The following is a 14,618-nucleotide window of genomic DNA, read 5'->3' as shown; positions in this document are numbered from 1 at the left end:
GCCGTTGTATGCTGCTCCGGTTGCCTGATGAGAATCAGGCTTTCCCCTGGCAAGCCAGTCACCTTCGACCCGGCACGCCGGGATTTCCCGTAAGTGCATCTGAAGTCTTTGGAGTGACCCGTGGCTGCCAACTGCGACGTCTGCGGCAAGGGGCCGGGCTTCGGCAACAACATCTCCCACTCGCACCGCCGTACGTCCCGTCGCTGGAACCCCAACATCCAGCGTGTGCGTGCCGTGGTCGGTCGGACGCCGAAGCGCCTCAACGTCTGCACCTCGTGCATCAAGGCCGGCAAGGTCTCGCGCTAACTAGCTAGTAGCGCGGCAGCCTCGCCGTACCTTGAAAGCCGGTCCCTGCGGGGGCCGGCTTTTTGCATGCGATGCACCCCGTCAGGGGCGCGGGGAACTGCGCGATCAGCCACCGACGGCGCGCAGTCGACGCACCATCCCGTGGGCCCGGGCGAAGCCCAGCACTTCGACTGCGGGCGCGTCGTGGCTTGTCGCGCAGTTCCCCGCGCCCCTGACGGGGCACTGCACGATCCGCCGGACAGCCCTGGCTAGAGGTTCCACCCGTGGTGCACCGGGCCGATGCCCGAGCCCAGGGGGTAGCCGGCCGCTATCGCGCCCGTGACGTAGGTCTTGGCGGAGGCCACCGCCTGCGGCACCGGCTGTCCGTGGGCCAGGCCGGACGCGATCGCCGACGCCAGCGTGCAGCCCGTGCCGTGCGTATGGCGGTTGTCGTGGCGGGGGGCGCGCAGCCGGTGTTCGGTGGTGCCGTCCGTCAGGAGGTCGACCGCGTCGCCGTCGAGGTGTCCGCCCTTGACGAGCACCCACCGCGGCCCGTACGCCAGCACCGCCTCGGCCGCCGGCCGCAGGTCGGCCTCCGAGCGCACCCGCACGCCCGTCAGCCAGGCGACCTCGTCGAGGTTGGGGGTGGCGACCGTGGCCACCGGCAGGAGTTTCGTGCGGACGGCGTCGAGTGCGGAGGCCGCCAGCAGGGCGTCGCCGTGCTTGGAGATGCCCACGGGGTCGACGACGACCGGCACGGAGAGGCCGGCGAGCAGCCCGGCGACCTCCTCCACGAGCTCGGCCGAGGCGAGCATGCCGGTCTTGACCGCCTGGACGCCGATGTCGTCGACGACGCTGCGGAACTGGGCCCGCACGACGTGGGCCGGCAGGGGCCAGGCGCCCTGGACGCCGAGCGAGTTCTGGGCGGTGACGGCGGTGATCACGCTCATGCCGTGCACCCCGAGGGCGAGCATCGTCTTGAGGTCGGCCTGGATGCCCGCACCGCCGCCGGAGTCGGATCCGGCGACGGTCAGGACGCGAGGAGGGAGGGACACGGGGTGAATCTACTCGCCGGGCTCCAGGCCGTCGCCGAAGTGGTCCCAGCCACCCGCCTTGTCCCAGGGGGCGCCGTCGACGGTGACCTGGGGCAGGGCGGAGGGGCTGACGACCTCGCCGATGACCTTCCAGCGGGCCGGCAGTTTCACGTCCGGCGGGAAGGTGGCGACGATGGCGTGGTCCTCTCCCCCGGTGAGCACCCACTGCAGGGGGTCGACGCCGACGGCCTGGCCGATGTCGGACATCTGGGTGGGTACGTCGATGGCGGCCGTGCGCAGGTCGATGCGGACCTTGCTGGCCTCGGCGATGTGCCCGAGGTCGGCGATGAGGCCGTCGCTGACGTCGGTCATGGCGGTGGCGCCGAGGGCGGCCGCGGCGGGGCCGGCGTGGTACGGCGGTTCGGGCCGGCGGTGGGCCTCGACGAAGGCGCGCGGGGAGCGGAAGCCGCGGGAGAGCACGGCGAGGCCGGCCGCGGACCAGCCGAGCCAGCCGGTGACGGCGACGACGTCGCCGGCGCGGGCGCCGGAGCGGGTGACGGGCTCCTGGTTGCGCAGGTCGCCGAGGGCGGTGATGGCCACGGTGATGGTCTCGCCGCGCACGACGTCGCCGCCGACCACGGCGGCGCCGGCGACCTGGCACTCGTCGCGGATGCCGTCCATGAGCTCGGTGGGCCAGGTGGCGGGGAGCTCGGCGGGCACGACGAGGCCGAGCAGGACGGCGGTGGGCACCGCGCCCATGGCCGCGATGTCGGCGAGGTTCTGCGCGGTGGCTTTACGGCCGACGTCGTAGGCGGTGGACCAGTCGCGACGGAAGTGCCGCCCCTCCAGGAGCACGTCCGTACTGGCCACAACCCGGCGGTCGGGCGCTGCGACCACCGCGGCGTCGTCGCCCGGTCCCAGACGGACCGCCGGGGTGGTGGTGAGCCGGGAGGTCAGCTCTCTGATGAGCCCGAACTCCCCCAGCTCGCCCACGGTGCCTTTCACTGAGCTCCTCCTCGGAGTGTCGGTTGCTGCGTCCGTGACGTGTTCCGCGCCGCGCAGGCCGCGCGGGTCTCCCCGCCGCGGCGGGCGACGCGGTACCGTGGCGTCTCTTCTCCCCACATGATCCTCGTAGCCGCCCTGGAGGTTCCGTGGTACAGGCGTACATCCTGATCCAGACCGAGGTCGGCAAGGCGTCGACCGTGGCCGAAGTCATCGGAAAGATCGAGGGAGTGATCCAGGCCGAGGACGTCACCGGGCCGTACGACGTGATCGTGCGGGCCCAGGCGGACACCGTTGACGAGCTCGGCCGGATGGTGGTGGCCAAGGTGCAGAAGGTGGAGGGCATCACCCGCACGCTGACCTGCCCGGTGGTCCACATCTAGCTCCCCGTATGCTCGGGCCGGTGAAGTCTGCACTCCACCGGCCTTCCGGCCTGCCCGTGCTCGCCCTGCTGCTCGCCGCCGCGGCCTGCGCGGTCACGGCCTGCTCGGGGCCCGGCGGTCAGGCCGGGCCCGCGGTGCCGACGCCGCCCGCGGCCGAGGCGGCGCTGTGCCGGGCGCTGCACGCGCAGCTGCCGGCGACCGTGGACGGGCTGAAGCGGCGCGCCACCGATCCGGCCTCGGACCTCACGGCCGCCTGGGGCGACGGCGTGCGCATCACGCTGCGGTGCGGGGTGCCCAAGCCGGAGCTGCTCAAGCGGCGGCCCGACGCGGACTCGGTGGACGTGGACGACGTGGGCTGGCTGCCCGAGCGGCAGTCCGACGGCAGCGTCCGCTGCACCACCGTGCGCCGGAGCGCCTGGGTCGAGGTGACCCTGCCGAGGAAGGTGGTGGGCGACGCCGGTGACATCAGTGCGCTGACCGATCTCTCCGGCGCCGTCCGCAGGACGATCCCCGAGGGGATCATCTCCTGAGCCCTCCCCGGCCGGCGGCTAGCGCAGGCCGGTCGGCCGGCGCAGGGCGGCCTCCAGGAGGCGGTCGACCAGCTCGGCGTAGGTCAGCCCGGTCACCTGCCACATCCGCGGGTACATGGAGATGGGCGTGAAGCCCGGCATGGTGTTGATCTCGTTGATCACGAACTCGCCGTCCTCGGTGAGGAAGAAGTCGGCGCGCACCAGGCCCTCGCAGGACGCGGCCTCGAAGGCGCGCACGGCGAGCTCCTGGACCTCGCGGGTCTGCTCCTCGGTGAGCGGGGCGGGGACGATGCCGGGGGCCGAGTCGATGTACTTGGCCTCGAAGTCGTAGAAGTCGTGCGCGGAGACCGGCGGGATCTCGGCGGGCACGCTGGCGCGCGGGCCGTCCTCGAACTCCAGCACGCCGCACTCGATCTCGCGGCCGCGCAGCAGCGACTCGACGAGGATCTTCGGGTCGTGGCGGCGGGCCTCCTCGATCGCCTCGTCCAGGCCGGCGAGGTCGTCGACCTTGGTGATGCCCATGGAGGAGCCGGCGCGGGCCGGCTTCACGAACAGCGGCCAGCCGTGCTCGCCCGCGAAGTCGACGATCTTCTTGCGGGCGGCGGACGGGTCGTTCTCCCATTCGCGCGGGCGGATCACCACGTACGGGCCGACGGCCAGGCCGAAGGAGGTGAAGACGCGCTTCATGTACTCCTTGTCCTGGCCGACGGCGGAGGCCAGGACGCCGGAGCCCACGTAGGGGATGCCGGCGAGGTCGAGCATGCCCTGCAGGGTGCCGTCCTCGCCGTAGGGGCCGTGCAGCACCGGGAAGACGACGTCGACCTCGCCGAGCGCCTTGGGGACGGCGCCCGGCTCGGCGAGGACGACTTCGCGGTTGGCGGGGTCGACGGGCAGCAGGACGCCGCCCTCGGCCGACTCGGCCAGCTGCTCGACGCTGGGCAGGCTCCGCTCGGTGATGGCCATCCGCTCGGGCTCGTCGGCGGCGAGCGCCCAACGCCCCTCGGTGGTGATGCCGATCGGCAGCACGTCGTACTTGCTGCGGTCGATGGCGCGCAGCACGGCGCCGGCGGTGACCACGGAGATGGCGTGCTCGGAACTGCGACCGCCGAAGACGACCGCGACGCGCGGCTTCCGGGCGGTGCTCTGGGGGGAGGTCTCGCTGCTCATATCGGGTTGAGAGTACCTGGTGGCGTCGGGTGGGTCAGTGGCGCTCGGGCTTGGCGCTGCGCGCCATGAGCTCCTTGAGGGCGACCATGGGCGGCTTGCCCTCGTGGACGATGCCCACGACGGTCTCCGTGATCGGCATGTCGACATGGTGACGCCGGGCCAGATCGAGCACGGATTCGCAGGACTTGACGCCCTCGGCGGTCTGCTTGGTGACGGCGATGGTCTCTTCGAGGGTCATGCCGCGGCCGAGGTTGGTGCCGAAGGTGTGGTTGCGGGAGAGCGGCGAGGAGCAGGTGGCGACCAGGTCGCCCATGCCGGCCAGGCCGGCGAAGGTGTGCGCGTCGGCGCCCATAGCCAGGCCCAGGCGGGTGGTCTCGGCCAGGCCCCGGGTGATCAGGGAGGCCTTGGCGTTGTCGCCCAGGCCCATGCCGTCGGCGATGCCGACGGCCAGGGCGATGACGTTCTTCACGGCGCCGCCGAGCTCGCAGCCGACGACGTCGGTGTTGGTGTAGGGGCGGAAGTACGCAGTGTGGCAGGCGGTCTGCAGGCGCTTGGCGGCCTCCTCGTCGCGGCAGGCGACGACGGCGGCGGCGGGCTGCCGGGCGGCGATCTCGCGGGCGAGGTTGGGGCCGGTCAGGACGGCGACGCGGTCCGCGGAGACCTTGGCGACCTCCTCGACGACCTCGCTCATCCGCTTGGCCGTGCCCAGTTCGATGCCCTTCATCAGGGAGACCAGGACGGTGTCGGGGGCCAGCAGGGGCGCCCACTGCGCGAGGTTGCCGCGCAGGGTCTGCGAGGGCACGGCGAGGACGGTGAAGTCGGCGTCCCGGGCGGCCTCGGCGGGGTCGGTGGTGGCCCGTACGGCCGCCGGCAGTTCGACGCCGGGGAGGTAGTCGGGGTTGGTGCGGCCGGTGTTGATGGCCTCGACGAGCCCGGCGCGGCGGCCCCACATGGTGACCTCGCAGCCGGCGTCGGCCAGCACCATGGCGAAGGCGGTGCCCCAGGAGCCGGTGCCGTAGACGGCGCAGCGCGTCACTTGCTGTCCTCCTCGGCCGTCGTCGCCTGCCGGGTGCGGGCGGCGGCGCGGGCCTTCTTGGGGTTGTAGGGCTCGGCAGGGGCCGGTTCGCCGCGCAGTTCGGCGAGGAGGTCGGTGATGGCCTTCATGATGACGGCGGTCACCTCGCGCAGCACCTCGGCGGTGGGCTCGCGGTCGTAGTAGGCGGACAGGTCGACGGGCGGGCCGGCCAGCACCTTGAGGGTCTTGCGGGGGAAGAGCCGCAGCTTCTTCTCCTTGGCGTAGGGCGGCATGGCCTCGTTGGCGCCCCACTGGGCGACGGGGATCACGGGGGCGCGGGTGAGCAGCGCCACGCGGGCGGCGCCCGTCTTGCCCTCCATGGGCCACATGTCCGGGTCGCGGGTGAGGGTGCCCTCGGGGTAGAAGGCCACGCACTCGCCCCGGTTGATGGCGTCCACGGCGGCGCGGAAGGCGTTGGCGGCGTCCGCGCTCTCCCGGTAGACGGGGATCTGCCCGGTGCCGCGCAGCACGGCGCCGACGAAGCTGCCCTTGAACAGGCCCGCCTTGGCCAGGAAGCGCGGGACGCGCCCGGTGTTGTACTGGTAATGGGCGTACGACAGCGGGTCGAGGTACGAGTTGTGGTTGACGGCGGTGATGAATCCGCCGTCGGCCGGAATGTGCTCCATTCCCCGCCAGTCCCGCTTGAAGAGAACCACGAGCGGCGGTTTGGCCAACACCGCGGCAAAGCGGTACCAGAAGCCGATTCTGTGGCGGGACACTCGGACACCCTTCTGTCGGGACCTGGAAGCTGCTCGGGCGCTCTCGCTCACCCGGGGGCCGGACAAGTGTCGCCCCAGGTACCCGGTCTGTCGAGAACACCGTAACCCCGCGCCCCGCCCGGGCCGGCGGCGGCGTTGCACAATGACCCCCGTGCCGACGACGGAGGGGACGCAGGTGGGCTGGACGCTGGTGGTGCCGGTGAAGCCCCTGGCCGTGGCCAAGAGCCGGCTGGCGGCGGGCACGGGCGCGCTGCCGGCGCCCGCGCTGGCACTGGCCTTCGCCCAGGACACCGTGGCGGCCGCGCTGGCCTGCGCGTCGGTACGGGATGTGGTGGTCGTCACGGCGGACGCCCGGGCCGGCACGGAGCTCTGCGCGCTGGGCGCCCGGGTGCTGCCGGAACCGGCGGGCGGCGGACTGAACGCCGCCCTCGCGCACGGGGCGCACCTGGTGCGGGCCCGGTGCCGGCGGGCGGGGGTGGCCACCTTGAACGCCGATCTGCCGGCGCTGCGCCCGCACGAACTCGGCCTTGTGCTCGATTCCGCCGCCGAATTCCCGCGCGCATTTCTCGCGGATTCGGCGGGAATCGGTACGACGCTGCTCGCGGCCGCCCCCGGAATGGAATTGGCTCCCGCGTTCGAGGGCCGCTCCCGCGCCCGGCACGCGGCGTCGGGGGCCCGGGAGATCGCCCTGACGGGCGTGGATTCGGTGCGCCGGGACGTGGACACGGAGGCGGACCTGCGGGCAGCTCTGGCGCTGGGCGTGGGGCCGCGCACGGCCGCCCTGGCGGGGCGCTTGTCATTGCCGGGCGCCCCGTAGGGGCGCCGTGGTGGCGCGTGAATGGAGATCCGCCCGTCAGGGCCTAGGCTGCACTCATGCAGGCCACCGCGTACACCTTCGATCCTTCGACCCGTTCCGGGAGCGTCCTCCTGGACGACGGCACGCCCGTGTCCTTCGACGCGGCGGCGTTCGACGCGGGGGGCCTGCGGCTGCTGCGGCCCGGGCAGCGGGTGCGGATCGAGTTCGCGGAGCCGGCCGGCGGGCCGGTGGCCGAGCGCCGGGTGATCCTGGTGACCCTGCAGACGTTCTGAGACCTTCCCCTGCACACACCGCGGGCCGGGCTCCCCAGGGGAGCCCGGCCCGGCGCGTTGACGCTGTGCGGTGCGGCCTTCGCCCTACTTCTTGCGGGCGGTGGTCTTCTTCGCGGTGGCCTTGCGCGCGGTGGTGGTGCGGGTGGCGGCCTTCTTGGCGGGCGCGGTCTTCTTCGCCGTCGTCGCCTTCTTCGCCGTGGCGGTCTTCTTCGCCGGCGTGGCCTTCTTCGCCGTCGTCGTCTTCTTGGCGGCGGCCTTGGTGGCCGGGGTGGCCTTCTTCGCCGTCGTCGTCTTCTTGGCGGCGGGTGCCTTCTTCGCCGTGGTCTTCTTCGCGGCTGCGGCCTTCGTCGGGGCGGCCTTCTTCGCCGTCGTCGTCTTCTTCGCCGCGGCGGCCTTCTTGGTCGTGGCCTTCTTGGCCGCGGCCTTGGTGGTGGCCTTGCCACCGGTGAGGCTGCCCTTGGGCGCCTTCTTGACGGAGACCTCGCCGGCCTTCGGGAGCTTCTTGGTACCGCTCACCAGGTCCTTGAAGCCCTGGCCCGCGCGGAAGCGCGGCACCGAGGTCTTCTTGACCCGCACACGCTCGCCCGTCTGCGGGTTGCGGGCGTAACGGGCCGGGCGGTCGACCTTCTCGAACGAGCCGAAGCCGGTCACCGAGACCCGGTCACCGGCACACACCGCACGGACGACCGCATCCAGGACCGCGTCGACCGCATCCGCGGCCTGCTGACGGCCGCCGAGCTTGTCGGCAATCGCTTCAACGAGCTGCGCCTTGTTCACGTCTTCCCCTTCGGAGACATTGGCTGGAATGTGCTCCAGCTTTTTCGCACGTTAGGCAGATATATACCGCAAATCAAACACGAAACGGTCTAATCACCCTTGTGCCGCAACGAACCCGGCGCATCACGGAGTTCCGTGCATGCCGGGGTCTTGGGGGAAACGGCCCTCGTCAAGGTCGTTCATCAGCCGGTCCAGACGCCTTGCCGCGCCTTGGAGATCGTGCTTCGCCGAGGCCGTGATGGCCAGCAGCTGCCGGGACAGCGCCATCCGTACGCCCTCCGGGACTTGCAGTGTGCGCACTCTTGTGTGCGCTTCCTTCAGTTGGGCGGCGACGAGCCGGTAAAGCCCGAGTTGGCTGTCGCGTTCCATGCACCGATTGTGCCATCTGAGGCGAGTTGTCGCTTCACGGGCCCTCAACAACGCACCGCGCCCCCTGTCCGAAGACAGGGGGCGCATCATGCCAAACCCAGGGTGAGCAGCGAAAATCCGGGGCCGCGGCGGGGGTGGAGGAGCCGGTCGACACTGGGCCAAACGAGCCCGAATCGACTCGTCAGAACGGCGTCGTGACCGGCTTGTACGCGGGCCGGCCCTGCTCGAAGGCGGCGATGTCGGCCTCGTGGCGCAGGGTCAGCGCGATGTCGTCGAGCCCCTCCAGGAGCCGCCAGCGGGCGTTGTCGTCAAGCTCGAATCCGGCCGTGATGCCGGCGGCCCGCACCTGGCGGGTCACCAGGTCGACGGTCACCTCGACCGAGGGGTCGGATTCGGTCAGCTCCCACAGGGCCTCGACGGTCTCCTGCGGCAGCACGACGGTCAGCAGACCGTTCTTCAGCGAGTTGCCGCGGAAGATGTCGGCGAAGCGGGAGGAGACGACGGCCTTGAAGCCGTAGTTCTGCAGCGCCCACACCGCGTGCTCGCGGGAGGAGCCGGTGCCGAAGTCCGGGCCGGCGAGCAGCACGGTGGCGCCGGCGCGCTCGGGGCGGTTCAGGACGAACTGCGGGTCCTTGCGCCAGGCCTCGAAGAGGCCGTCCTCGAAGCCGTCGCGGGTGACCTTCTTCAGCCAGTGCGCGGGGATGATCTGGTCGGTGTCGACGTTGCTGCGGCGCAGCGGCACGGCCCGGCCGGTGTGCGTGGTGAAGGCTTCCATGGTCAGGCTCCCGAGGGGGTCGAGGCGTCGGCGAGGTCGGCGGGCGAGGAGAGGCGGCCGGCCACGGCCGTGGCGGCGGCGACCTGCGGGGAGACCAGGTGGGTGCGGCCGCCCTTGCCCTGCCTGCCCTCGAAGTTGCGGTTGGAGGTCGACGCGCTGCGCTCGCCGGGGGCGAGTTGGTCGGGGTTCATGCCCAGGCACATCGAGCAGCCCGCGTGCCGCCATTCGGCGCCGGCCGCGGTGAACACCTTGTCCAGCCCCTCCTCGACCGCCTGCAGGGCCACCCGGACGGAGCCGGGCACCACCAGCATCCGTACGCCCTCGGCCACCGTGCGGCCCTGGAGCACCGCGGCGGCGGCGCGCAGGTCCTCGATGCGGCCGTTGGTGCACGAGCCCACGAAGACGGTGTCGACGCCGATCTCGCGCAGCGGCTGACCTGGTGTCAGTCCCATGTATGCGAGCGCGCTTTCGGCGGCGGACCGCTCGGAGGGGTCGGCGAAGGAGGCCGGGTCGGGCACGGCCGCGGACAGGGGTGCTCCCTGGCCGGGGTTGGTGCCCCAGGTGACGAACGGCGACAGCGCGGAGGCGTCGATGACGACCTCCTTGTCGAAGACCGCGTCGTCGTCGGTGCGCAGGGTCCGCCAGTGGGCCACCGCGGCGTCCCAGTCGGCGCCCCGGGGGGCGTGCGGGCGGTCCTTGAGGTAGGCGAAGGTGGTCTCGTCGGGGGCGATCATGCCGGCCCGGGCACCCGCCTCGATGGACATGTTGCACACCGTCATCCGGGCCTCCATCGAGAGCTTCTCGATGGCCGGGCCGCGGTACTCGATGACGTGGCCCTGGCCCCCGCCGGTGCCGATGCGGGCGATGACGGCGAGGATCAGGTCCTTGGCGGTGACGCCCTCGGGCAGCTCGCCCTCGACGGTGACCGCCATCGTCTTGAAGGGCGCGAGCGGCAGGGTCTGGGTGGCCAGGACGTGCTCGACCTGGCTGGTGCCGATGCCGAACGCGAGCGCGCCGAAGGCGCCGTGGGTGGAGGTGTGGCTGTCGCCGCAGACCACCGTCGTGCCGGGCTGGGTCAGTCCCAGCTGCGGTCCCACTACGTGGACAACGCCCTGCTCGACGTCGCCCAGGGGGTGCAGCCGCACGCCGAACTCGGCGCAGTTGCGGCGCAGGGTCTCCAGCTGGGTGCGCGAGACGGGGTCCGCGACGGGCTTGTCGATGTCGAGGGTGGGGGTGTTGTGGTCCTCGGTGGCGATGGTCAGGTCGAGCCGGCGGACCTTGCGGCCGGCCTTGCGCAGGCCGTCGAAGGCCTGCGGGCTCGTGACCTCGTGGAGCAGGTGCAGGTCGATGAAGAGGAGGTCGGGCTCGCCCTCGGCGCGCCGGACGACGTGCTCGTCCCAGACCTTCTCCGCGAGTGTCCGTCCCATCGCTGTCCGTCCTGTGTGGTGGGTGCTGTTCGTTCCAGGTTGGCGCTTCTCCGGGAAAATTGAACTTGCGTTTCACAGAGTGAGACGGAAGTATCGTTGCATGGACAACTCTAGTGGCGCCTCAAGCGGTGTGGGCGTTCTCGACAAGGCGGCTCTGGTACTGAGCGCTCTGGAGTCCGGTCCGGCGACGCTCGCCGGGCTGGTCACGGCGACCGGGCTCGCGCGCCCCACGGCGCACCGGCTCGCGGTCGCGCTGGAGCACCACCGGATGGTGGCGCGGGACATGCAGGGCCGGTTCATCCTCGGCCCGCGGCTCGGCGAGCTCGCGGCGGCGGCCGGCGAGGACAGGCTGCTGGCGACCGCCGGGCCGGTCCTGACGCACCTGCGCGACGTGACGGGCGAGAGCGCGCAGCTCTACCGCCGGCAGGGCGACATGCGCATCTGTGTGGCGGCGGCCGAGCGGCTGTCCGGCCTGCGGGACACGGTGCCGGTGGGCTCGACGCTGCCGATGAAGGCCGGTTCCGCGGCCCAGGTGCTCATGGCCTGGGAGGAGCCGGAGCGGCTGCACCGCGGGCTGCAGGGCGCCCGTTTCACGGCGACGGCCCTCTCCGGCGTACGGCGGCGGGGGTGGGCCCAGTCGATCGGTGAGCGCGAGCCGGGCGTGGCCTCGGTCTCCGCGCCCGTGCGCGGCCCCTCCAACCGCGTGGTGGCCGCCGTGTCGGTCTCCGGCCCCATCGAGCGCCTGACGCGCCACCCGGGCCGCATGCACGCCCAGGCGGTGCTGGACGCCGCGGTCCGCCTCACGGAGGCCCTGCGCCGCGCGGGGTGAAGCGGGGTGGACACGCAGGGGGTCCGGGGCGCGCGCCCCGGGCCCCGGCCTTTTCCGTCGGCGCCGCACGCACGAAAAATGCCCCCCGCTTTCGCGAGGGGCATTTTCCTTTTACGTACCCCCGACCGGATTCGAACCGGCGCTACCGCCTTGAGAGGGCGGCGTGCTAGGCCGCTACACAACGGGGGCTTGCTTTTCTTTTGTCTGCAGACTCGAAAGCAATCTGCGCTGGGCTACCAGGACTCGAACCTAGACTAAATGAACCAGAATCACTCGTGCTGCCAATTACACCATAGCCCATGGTGGTTTTTTAACCAGTACCCCCGACCGGATTCGAACCGGCGCTACCGCCTTGAGAGGGCGGCGTGCTAGGCCGCTACACAACGGGGGCCCTAGCGATTCCCTTGCGGGAACCAGTACCCCCGACCGGATTCGAACCGGCGCTACCGCCTTGAGAGGGCGGCGTGCTAGGCCGCTACACAACGGGGGCTCGCACTGCGTTTTGCTTCGAGAGAGAGTTTATCAAGAGAATTCGAAGCGATTTTCTCTTGCTGGGGTACCAGGACTCGAACCTAGACTAAGTGAACCAGAATCACTCGTGCTGCCAATTACACCATACCCCACCGTAACTCCACCCCCCGCAAGGGGTCTTGTCCGGCTTGCGCCCTCCGCTCCGGCCTCTCGGCCCTCTCGGGCGGCGCAGGAAGAACATTACCCGAAGGTGGACCGGTGACCAAAATCGATAAGCCAGGACCGTGTGGAGCCCGTGAACGGGCCGGTGGACGGGCCGGTGGACGGGCCGTGAACGACGAGGGCCCGGCGGCCCCACGGGGAGGCTGCCGGGCCCTCGTACGGGCTGGGAGGGGCCGTCAGGCGCCCAGGCGCGCCAGGGCGGCGTCCACGCGCGTCAGGGTGCGGTCGCGGCCGAGGACCTCCAGGGACTCGAACAGCGGCAGGCCCACCGTGCGGCCCGTGACGGCCACGCGGACGGGGGCCTGGGCCTTGCCGAGCTTCAGGCCGTGCTCCTCGCCGGCGGAGACGACGGCGGCCTTGAGGGCGTCGGCGTTCCAGTCCGCCTCGGCGAGCTTGGTGCGGGCGGTGCGCAGCAGGTCGGCGGAGCCCTCCTTCATGGCCTTCTGCCAGGAGGCCTCGTCGTCGACCGGCTCGTCGAGGAAGAGGAAGTCGACGTTGGCGGTGATGTCGGAGAGCACCGTCAGCCGGGTCTGGGCGTGCGGGGCGATCGCCTCCCAGGCGGCCTGGTCGAACTTCTCCGGGGCCCAGGGGGCGTGCGGGGCGCGCAGCCACGGCTCGCAGGCCTCGGCGAAGGCCTTCGGGTCCAGGCGCCGGATGTGGTCGGCGTTGATGGCCTCGGCCTTCTTGAGGTCGAAGCGGGCCGGGTTGGCGTTGACGTCCTCGATGTCGAAGGCGGCGACCATCTCCTCGACCGTGAAGATGTCCTTGTCGGCCGACAGGGACCAGCCCAGGAGCGAGAGGTAGTTCAGCAGGCCCTCGCGCAGGAAGCCGCGCTCCCGGTAGAGGTTCAGGGAGGACTGCGGGTCGCGCTTGGAGAGCTTCTTGTTGCCCTCGCCCATGACGTACGGCAGGTGGCCGAAGGCCGGCGTGGTGCCGTTGCCGACGCCGATCTCGGCGAGGGCCTTGTACAGGGCGATCTGCCGCGGGGTGGAGGAGAGCAGGTCCTCGCCGCGCAGCACGTGCGTGATCTCCATCAGCGCGTCGTCGACCGGGTTGACCAGCGTGTACAGCGGGGCGCCGTTGGCCCGGACGATGCCGTAGTCCGGCACGTTCTCCGGGGTGAAGGTCAGCTCGCCGCGCACCAGGTCGGTGAAGGTGATCGGCTCGTCGGGCATCCGGAAGCGGACGATGGGCTCGCGGCCCTCGCGCTCGTAGGCGGCCTTCTGCTCGGCGCTCAGGTCGCGGCACGTGCCGTCGTAGCCGGAGGGGCGGCCGGCGGCGCGGGCGGCCTCGCGGCGCTCGTCGAGCTCCTCGGCGGTGCAGTAGCAGTGGTAGGCGTGGCCGGCCTGCAGGAGCTTGGCGGCGACGTCCTTGTAGAGGTCCATGCGCTGCGACTGGCGGTACGGCGCGTGGGGGCCGCCCACCTCGGGGCCCTCGTCCCAGTCGAGGCCCAGCCAGCGCATGGCGTCGAGCAGCTGCTCGTACGACTCCTCCGAGTCGCGCGCCGCGTCGGTGTCCTCGATGCGGAAGACCAGGGTGCCGCCGTGGTGGCGGGCGAACGCCCAGTTGAACAGGGCGGTGCGGACCAGACCCACGTGCGGGTTGCCGGTCGGCGAGGGACAGAAACGTACGCGGACGTTCGCGTTAGCCACGCTTGATCACCTTGTTGGTGAGAGTGCCGATGCCTTCGATGGTGACGGCGACCTCGTCGCCGACGTTCAGGGGTCCGACCCCGGCCGGGGTGCCGGTCAGGACGACGTCGCCGGGCAGCAGCGTCATCGCCTCGGTGATGTGGACGATCAGGTCCTCGACGGAGCGCAGCATGGCGCCGGTGCGGCCCTGCTGGCGCAGCTCGCCGTTGACGGTGCAGGAGATCGCCACGTCGGCGGGGTCCAGCTCGGTCTCGATCCAGGGGCCGAGCGGGCAGGAGGTGTCGAAGCCCTTGGCCCGGGCCCACTGCTTCTCGCGCTGCTGGACGTCGCGTGCGGTGACGTCGTTGGCGCAGGTGTAGCCGAGGATCACGTCCTTGACGCGCTCGCGCGGGACCTCGCGGCACATGCGGCCGATGACGACGGCGAGCTCGGCCTCGTGGTGGAGCTCGCTGGAGAAGGAGGGGTAGACGATGGGGTCGCCGGGGCCGGCGACCGCGGTCGACGGCTTGAAGAAGGCGACCGGAACCTCCGGCACCTCGTTGCCGAGTTCCGCGGCGTGCTCGGCGTAGTTGCGGCCGATGGCCACGACCTTGTTGGGAAGGACGGGCGGCAGCAGGCGGACCTTGCTCAGCGGAATCCGCTGGCCCGAGCGCTCGAATTCCGCGAAGGGGTGTCCCTTGATGATGTCGAGGACGGGACCGTTCTCGGTCGACTCGTCCCCTTCCACGACGCCGAAGGCGACGTTTCCCTCGATGGAGAACCTGGCGATGCGCACGGGAGGCGTTTTCCCCTTGTCGTGTGTGGCCGGGTGA

17 protein-coding genes and 5 tRNA genes are annotated in these 14,618 nt (G+C 71.5%); 6 read left to right on the top strand and 16 right to left on the bottom strand.

The window, feature by feature from the left end:
- Positions 1–120 precede the first annotated feature (120 nt).
- Positions 121–306: a 50S ribosomal protein L28 gene (gene rpmB / locus ABD361_RS15720; RefSeq protein ID WP_003957616.1), complete on the top strand. Its 186-nt coding sequence runs from the start codon at positions 121–123 to the stop codon at positions 304–306.
- A 248-nt stretch (positions 307–554) separates the two neighbouring features.
- Here the strand turns inward: rpmB and thiD are convergent, their stop codons facing one another.
- On the bottom strand, positions 555–1,340 hold the full coding sequence (thiD, locus tag ABD361_RS15715) for a bifunctional hydroxymethylpyrimidine kinase/phosphomethylpyrimidine kinase (protein WP_344435893.1): 786 nt from the start codon (positions 1,338–1,340) through the stop codon (positions 555–557).
- Between the two features lie 9 nt (positions 1,341–1,349).
- The gene (locus ABD361_RS15710) at positions 1,350–2,324 is read right to left on the bottom strand and encodes a thiamine-phosphate kinase (RefSeq protein WP_344435892.1); all 975 of its coding nucleotides are present in this window, start codon (positions 2,322–2,324) and stop codon (positions 1,350–1,352) included.
- A gap of 146 nt (positions 2,325–2,470) precedes the next feature.
- On the opposite strand from ABD361_RS15710, the gene ABD361_RS15705 reads away from it, so the two are divergent.
- Together ABD361_RS15705 and ABD361_RS15700 are read left to right on the top strand one after the other, a co-directional pair.
- Positions 2,471–2,704 carry an Lrp/AsnC ligand binding domain-containing protein gene (locus tag ABD361_RS15705; RefSeq protein ID WP_190063090.1) on the top strand — a complete coding sequence of 78 codons (234 nt, stop codon included), beginning with the start codon at positions 2,471–2,473 and terminating at the stop codon, positions 2,702–2,704.
- A 20-nt stretch (positions 2,705–2,724) separates the two neighbouring features.
- Positions 2,725–3,234 (top strand): DUF3515 domain-containing protein, encoded by a 510-nt coding sequence (locus ABD361_RS15700; RefSeq protein ID WP_344435890.1) that lies wholly within the window; start codon positions 2,725–2,727, stop codon positions 3,232–3,234.
- Positions 3,235–3,252: 18 nt separating this feature from the next.
- On the opposite strand, the gene ABD361_RS15695 is transcribed toward ABD361_RS15700, so the two are convergent.
- From ABD361_RS15695 to ABD361_RS15685, 3 genes are read right to left on the bottom strand one after another with little or no spacing between them, the layout of a single operon-like run.
- Positions 3,253–4,401 carry a D-alanine--D-alanine ligase family protein gene (locus tag ABD361_RS15695; protein WP_344435889.1) on the bottom strand — a complete coding sequence of 383 codons (1,149 nt, stop codon included), beginning with the start codon at positions 4,399–4,401 and terminating at the stop codon, positions 3,253–3,255.
- A 34-nt stretch (positions 4,402–4,435) separates the two neighbouring features.
- Positions 4,436–5,437 (bottom strand): NAD(P)H-dependent glycerol-3-phosphate dehydrogenase, encoded by a 1,002-nt coding sequence (locus ABD361_RS15690; RefSeq protein WP_344435888.1) that lies wholly within the window; start codon positions 5,435–5,437, stop codon positions 4,436–4,438.
- Positions 5,434–6,195, bottom strand: coding sequence for a lysophospholipid acyltransferase family protein (locus ABD361_RS15685; protein WP_344435887.1), 762 nt, complete (start codon positions 6,193–6,195; stop codon positions 5,434–5,436). The genes ABD361_RS15690 and ABD361_RS15685 overlap by 4 nt, the downstream gene beginning before the upstream one ends.
- A 175-nt stretch (positions 6,196–6,370) precedes the next feature.
- On the opposite strand from ABD361_RS15685, the gene cofC reads away from it, so the two are divergent.
- Positions 6,371–7,012, top strand: a complete 642-nt coding sequence (gene cofC / locus ABD361_RS15680; RefSeq protein WP_344436000.1) for a 2-phospho-L-lactate guanylyltransferase — start codon at positions 6,371–6,373, stop codon at positions 7,010–7,012.
- A gap of 56 nt (positions 7,013–7,068) precedes the next feature.
- Positions 7,069–7,284, top strand: a complete 216-nt coding sequence (locus ABD361_RS15675; RefSeq protein WP_344435886.1) for a hypothetical protein — start codon at positions 7,069–7,071, stop codon at positions 7,282–7,284.
- An 84-nt stretch (positions 7,285–7,368) separates the two neighbouring features.
- Here ABD361_RS15675 and ABD361_RS15670 read toward each other — a convergent pair whose 3' ends face one another.
- From ABD361_RS15670 to leuC, 4 genes are all read right to left on the bottom strand, one after another.
- Complete coding sequence (locus ABD361_RS15670; protein ID WP_344435885.1) at positions 7,369–8,061, bottom strand: HU family DNA-binding protein; 693 nt, start codon at positions 8,059–8,061, stop codon at positions 7,369–7,371.
- Between the two features lie 123 nt (positions 8,062–8,184).
- On the bottom strand, positions 8,185–8,430 hold the full coding sequence (locus ABD361_RS15665) for an SCO5555 family protein (RefSeq protein ID WP_344435884.1): 246 nt from the start codon (positions 8,428–8,430) through the stop codon (positions 8,185–8,187).
- A gap of 181 nt (positions 8,431–8,611) precedes the next feature.
- The gene (leuD, locus tag ABD361_RS15660; RefSeq protein WP_344435883.1) at positions 8,612–9,205 is read right to left on the bottom strand and encodes a 3-isopropylmalate dehydratase small subunit; all 594 of its coding nucleotides are present in this window, start codon (positions 9,203–9,205) and stop codon (positions 8,612–8,614) included.
- Positions 9,206–9,207: 2 nt separating this feature from the next.
- Positions 9,208–10,632, bottom strand: coding sequence for a 3-isopropylmalate dehydratase large subunit (leuC, locus tag ABD361_RS15655; protein ID WP_344435881.1), 1,425 nt, complete (start codon positions 10,630–10,632; stop codon positions 9,208–9,210).
- A gap of 100 nt (positions 10,633–10,732) precedes the next feature.
- On the opposite strand from leuC, the gene ndgR reads away from it, so the two are divergent.
- The gene (ndgR, locus tag ABD361_RS15650) at positions 10,733–11,461 is read left to right on the top strand and encodes an IclR family transcriptional regulator NdgR (RefSeq protein WP_344435880.1); all 729 of its coding nucleotides are present in this window, start codon (positions 10,733–10,735) and stop codon (positions 11,459–11,461) included.
- Positions 11,462–11,577: 116 nt separating this feature from the next.
- On the opposite strand, the gene ABD361_RS15645 is transcribed toward ndgR, so the two are convergent.
- The 7 genes from ABD361_RS15645 to ABD361_RS15615 all read right to left on the bottom strand — a co-directional run bounded on the left by ABD361_RS15645 (position 11,578) and on the right by ABD361_RS15615 (position 14,581).
- A tRNA-Glu gene (locus ABD361_RS15645) sits at positions 11,578–11,650 on the bottom strand.
- Between the two features lie 39 nt (positions 11,651–11,689).
- Positions 11,690–11,761, bottom strand: a tRNA-Gln gene (locus ABD361_RS15640).
- Between the two features lie 18 nt (positions 11,762–11,779).
- A tRNA-Glu gene (locus ABD361_RS15635) sits at positions 11,780–11,852 on the bottom strand.
- A gap of 26 nt (positions 11,853–11,878) precedes the next feature.
- Positions 11,879–11,951 (bottom strand) — tRNA-Glu (locus ABD361_RS15630).
- 61 nt (positions 11,952–12,012) lie between these two features.
- Positions 12,013–12,084, bottom strand: a tRNA-Gln gene (locus ABD361_RS15625).
- 246 nt (positions 12,085–12,330) lie between these two features.
- The gene (gene gltX, locus ABD361_RS15620) at positions 12,331–13,806 is read right to left on the bottom strand and encodes a glutamate--tRNA ligase (protein ID WP_344435879.1); all 1,476 of its coding nucleotides are present in this window, start codon (positions 13,804–13,806) and stop codon (positions 12,331–12,333) included.
- Positions 13,799–14,581 carry a fumarylacetoacetate hydrolase family protein gene (locus tag ABD361_RS15615; RefSeq protein ID WP_344435878.1) on the bottom strand — a complete coding sequence of 261 codons (783 nt, stop codon included), beginning with the start codon at positions 14,579–14,581 and terminating at the stop codon, positions 13,799–13,801. Before ABD361_RS15615 ends, gltX begins: the two co-directional genes overlap by 8 nt.
- Positions 14,582–14,618 lie beyond the last annotated feature (37 nt).

The organism is Streptomyces luteosporeus (assembly GCF_039532865.1).
Taxonomy (GTDB): Bacteria; Actinomycetota; Actinomycetes; order Streptomycetales; family Streptomycetaceae; genus Streptomyces; species Streptomyces luteosporeus.
Note: the sequence above shows the minus strand (reverse complement) of the source record. Positions and strands in the feature narration are given on the sequence as shown.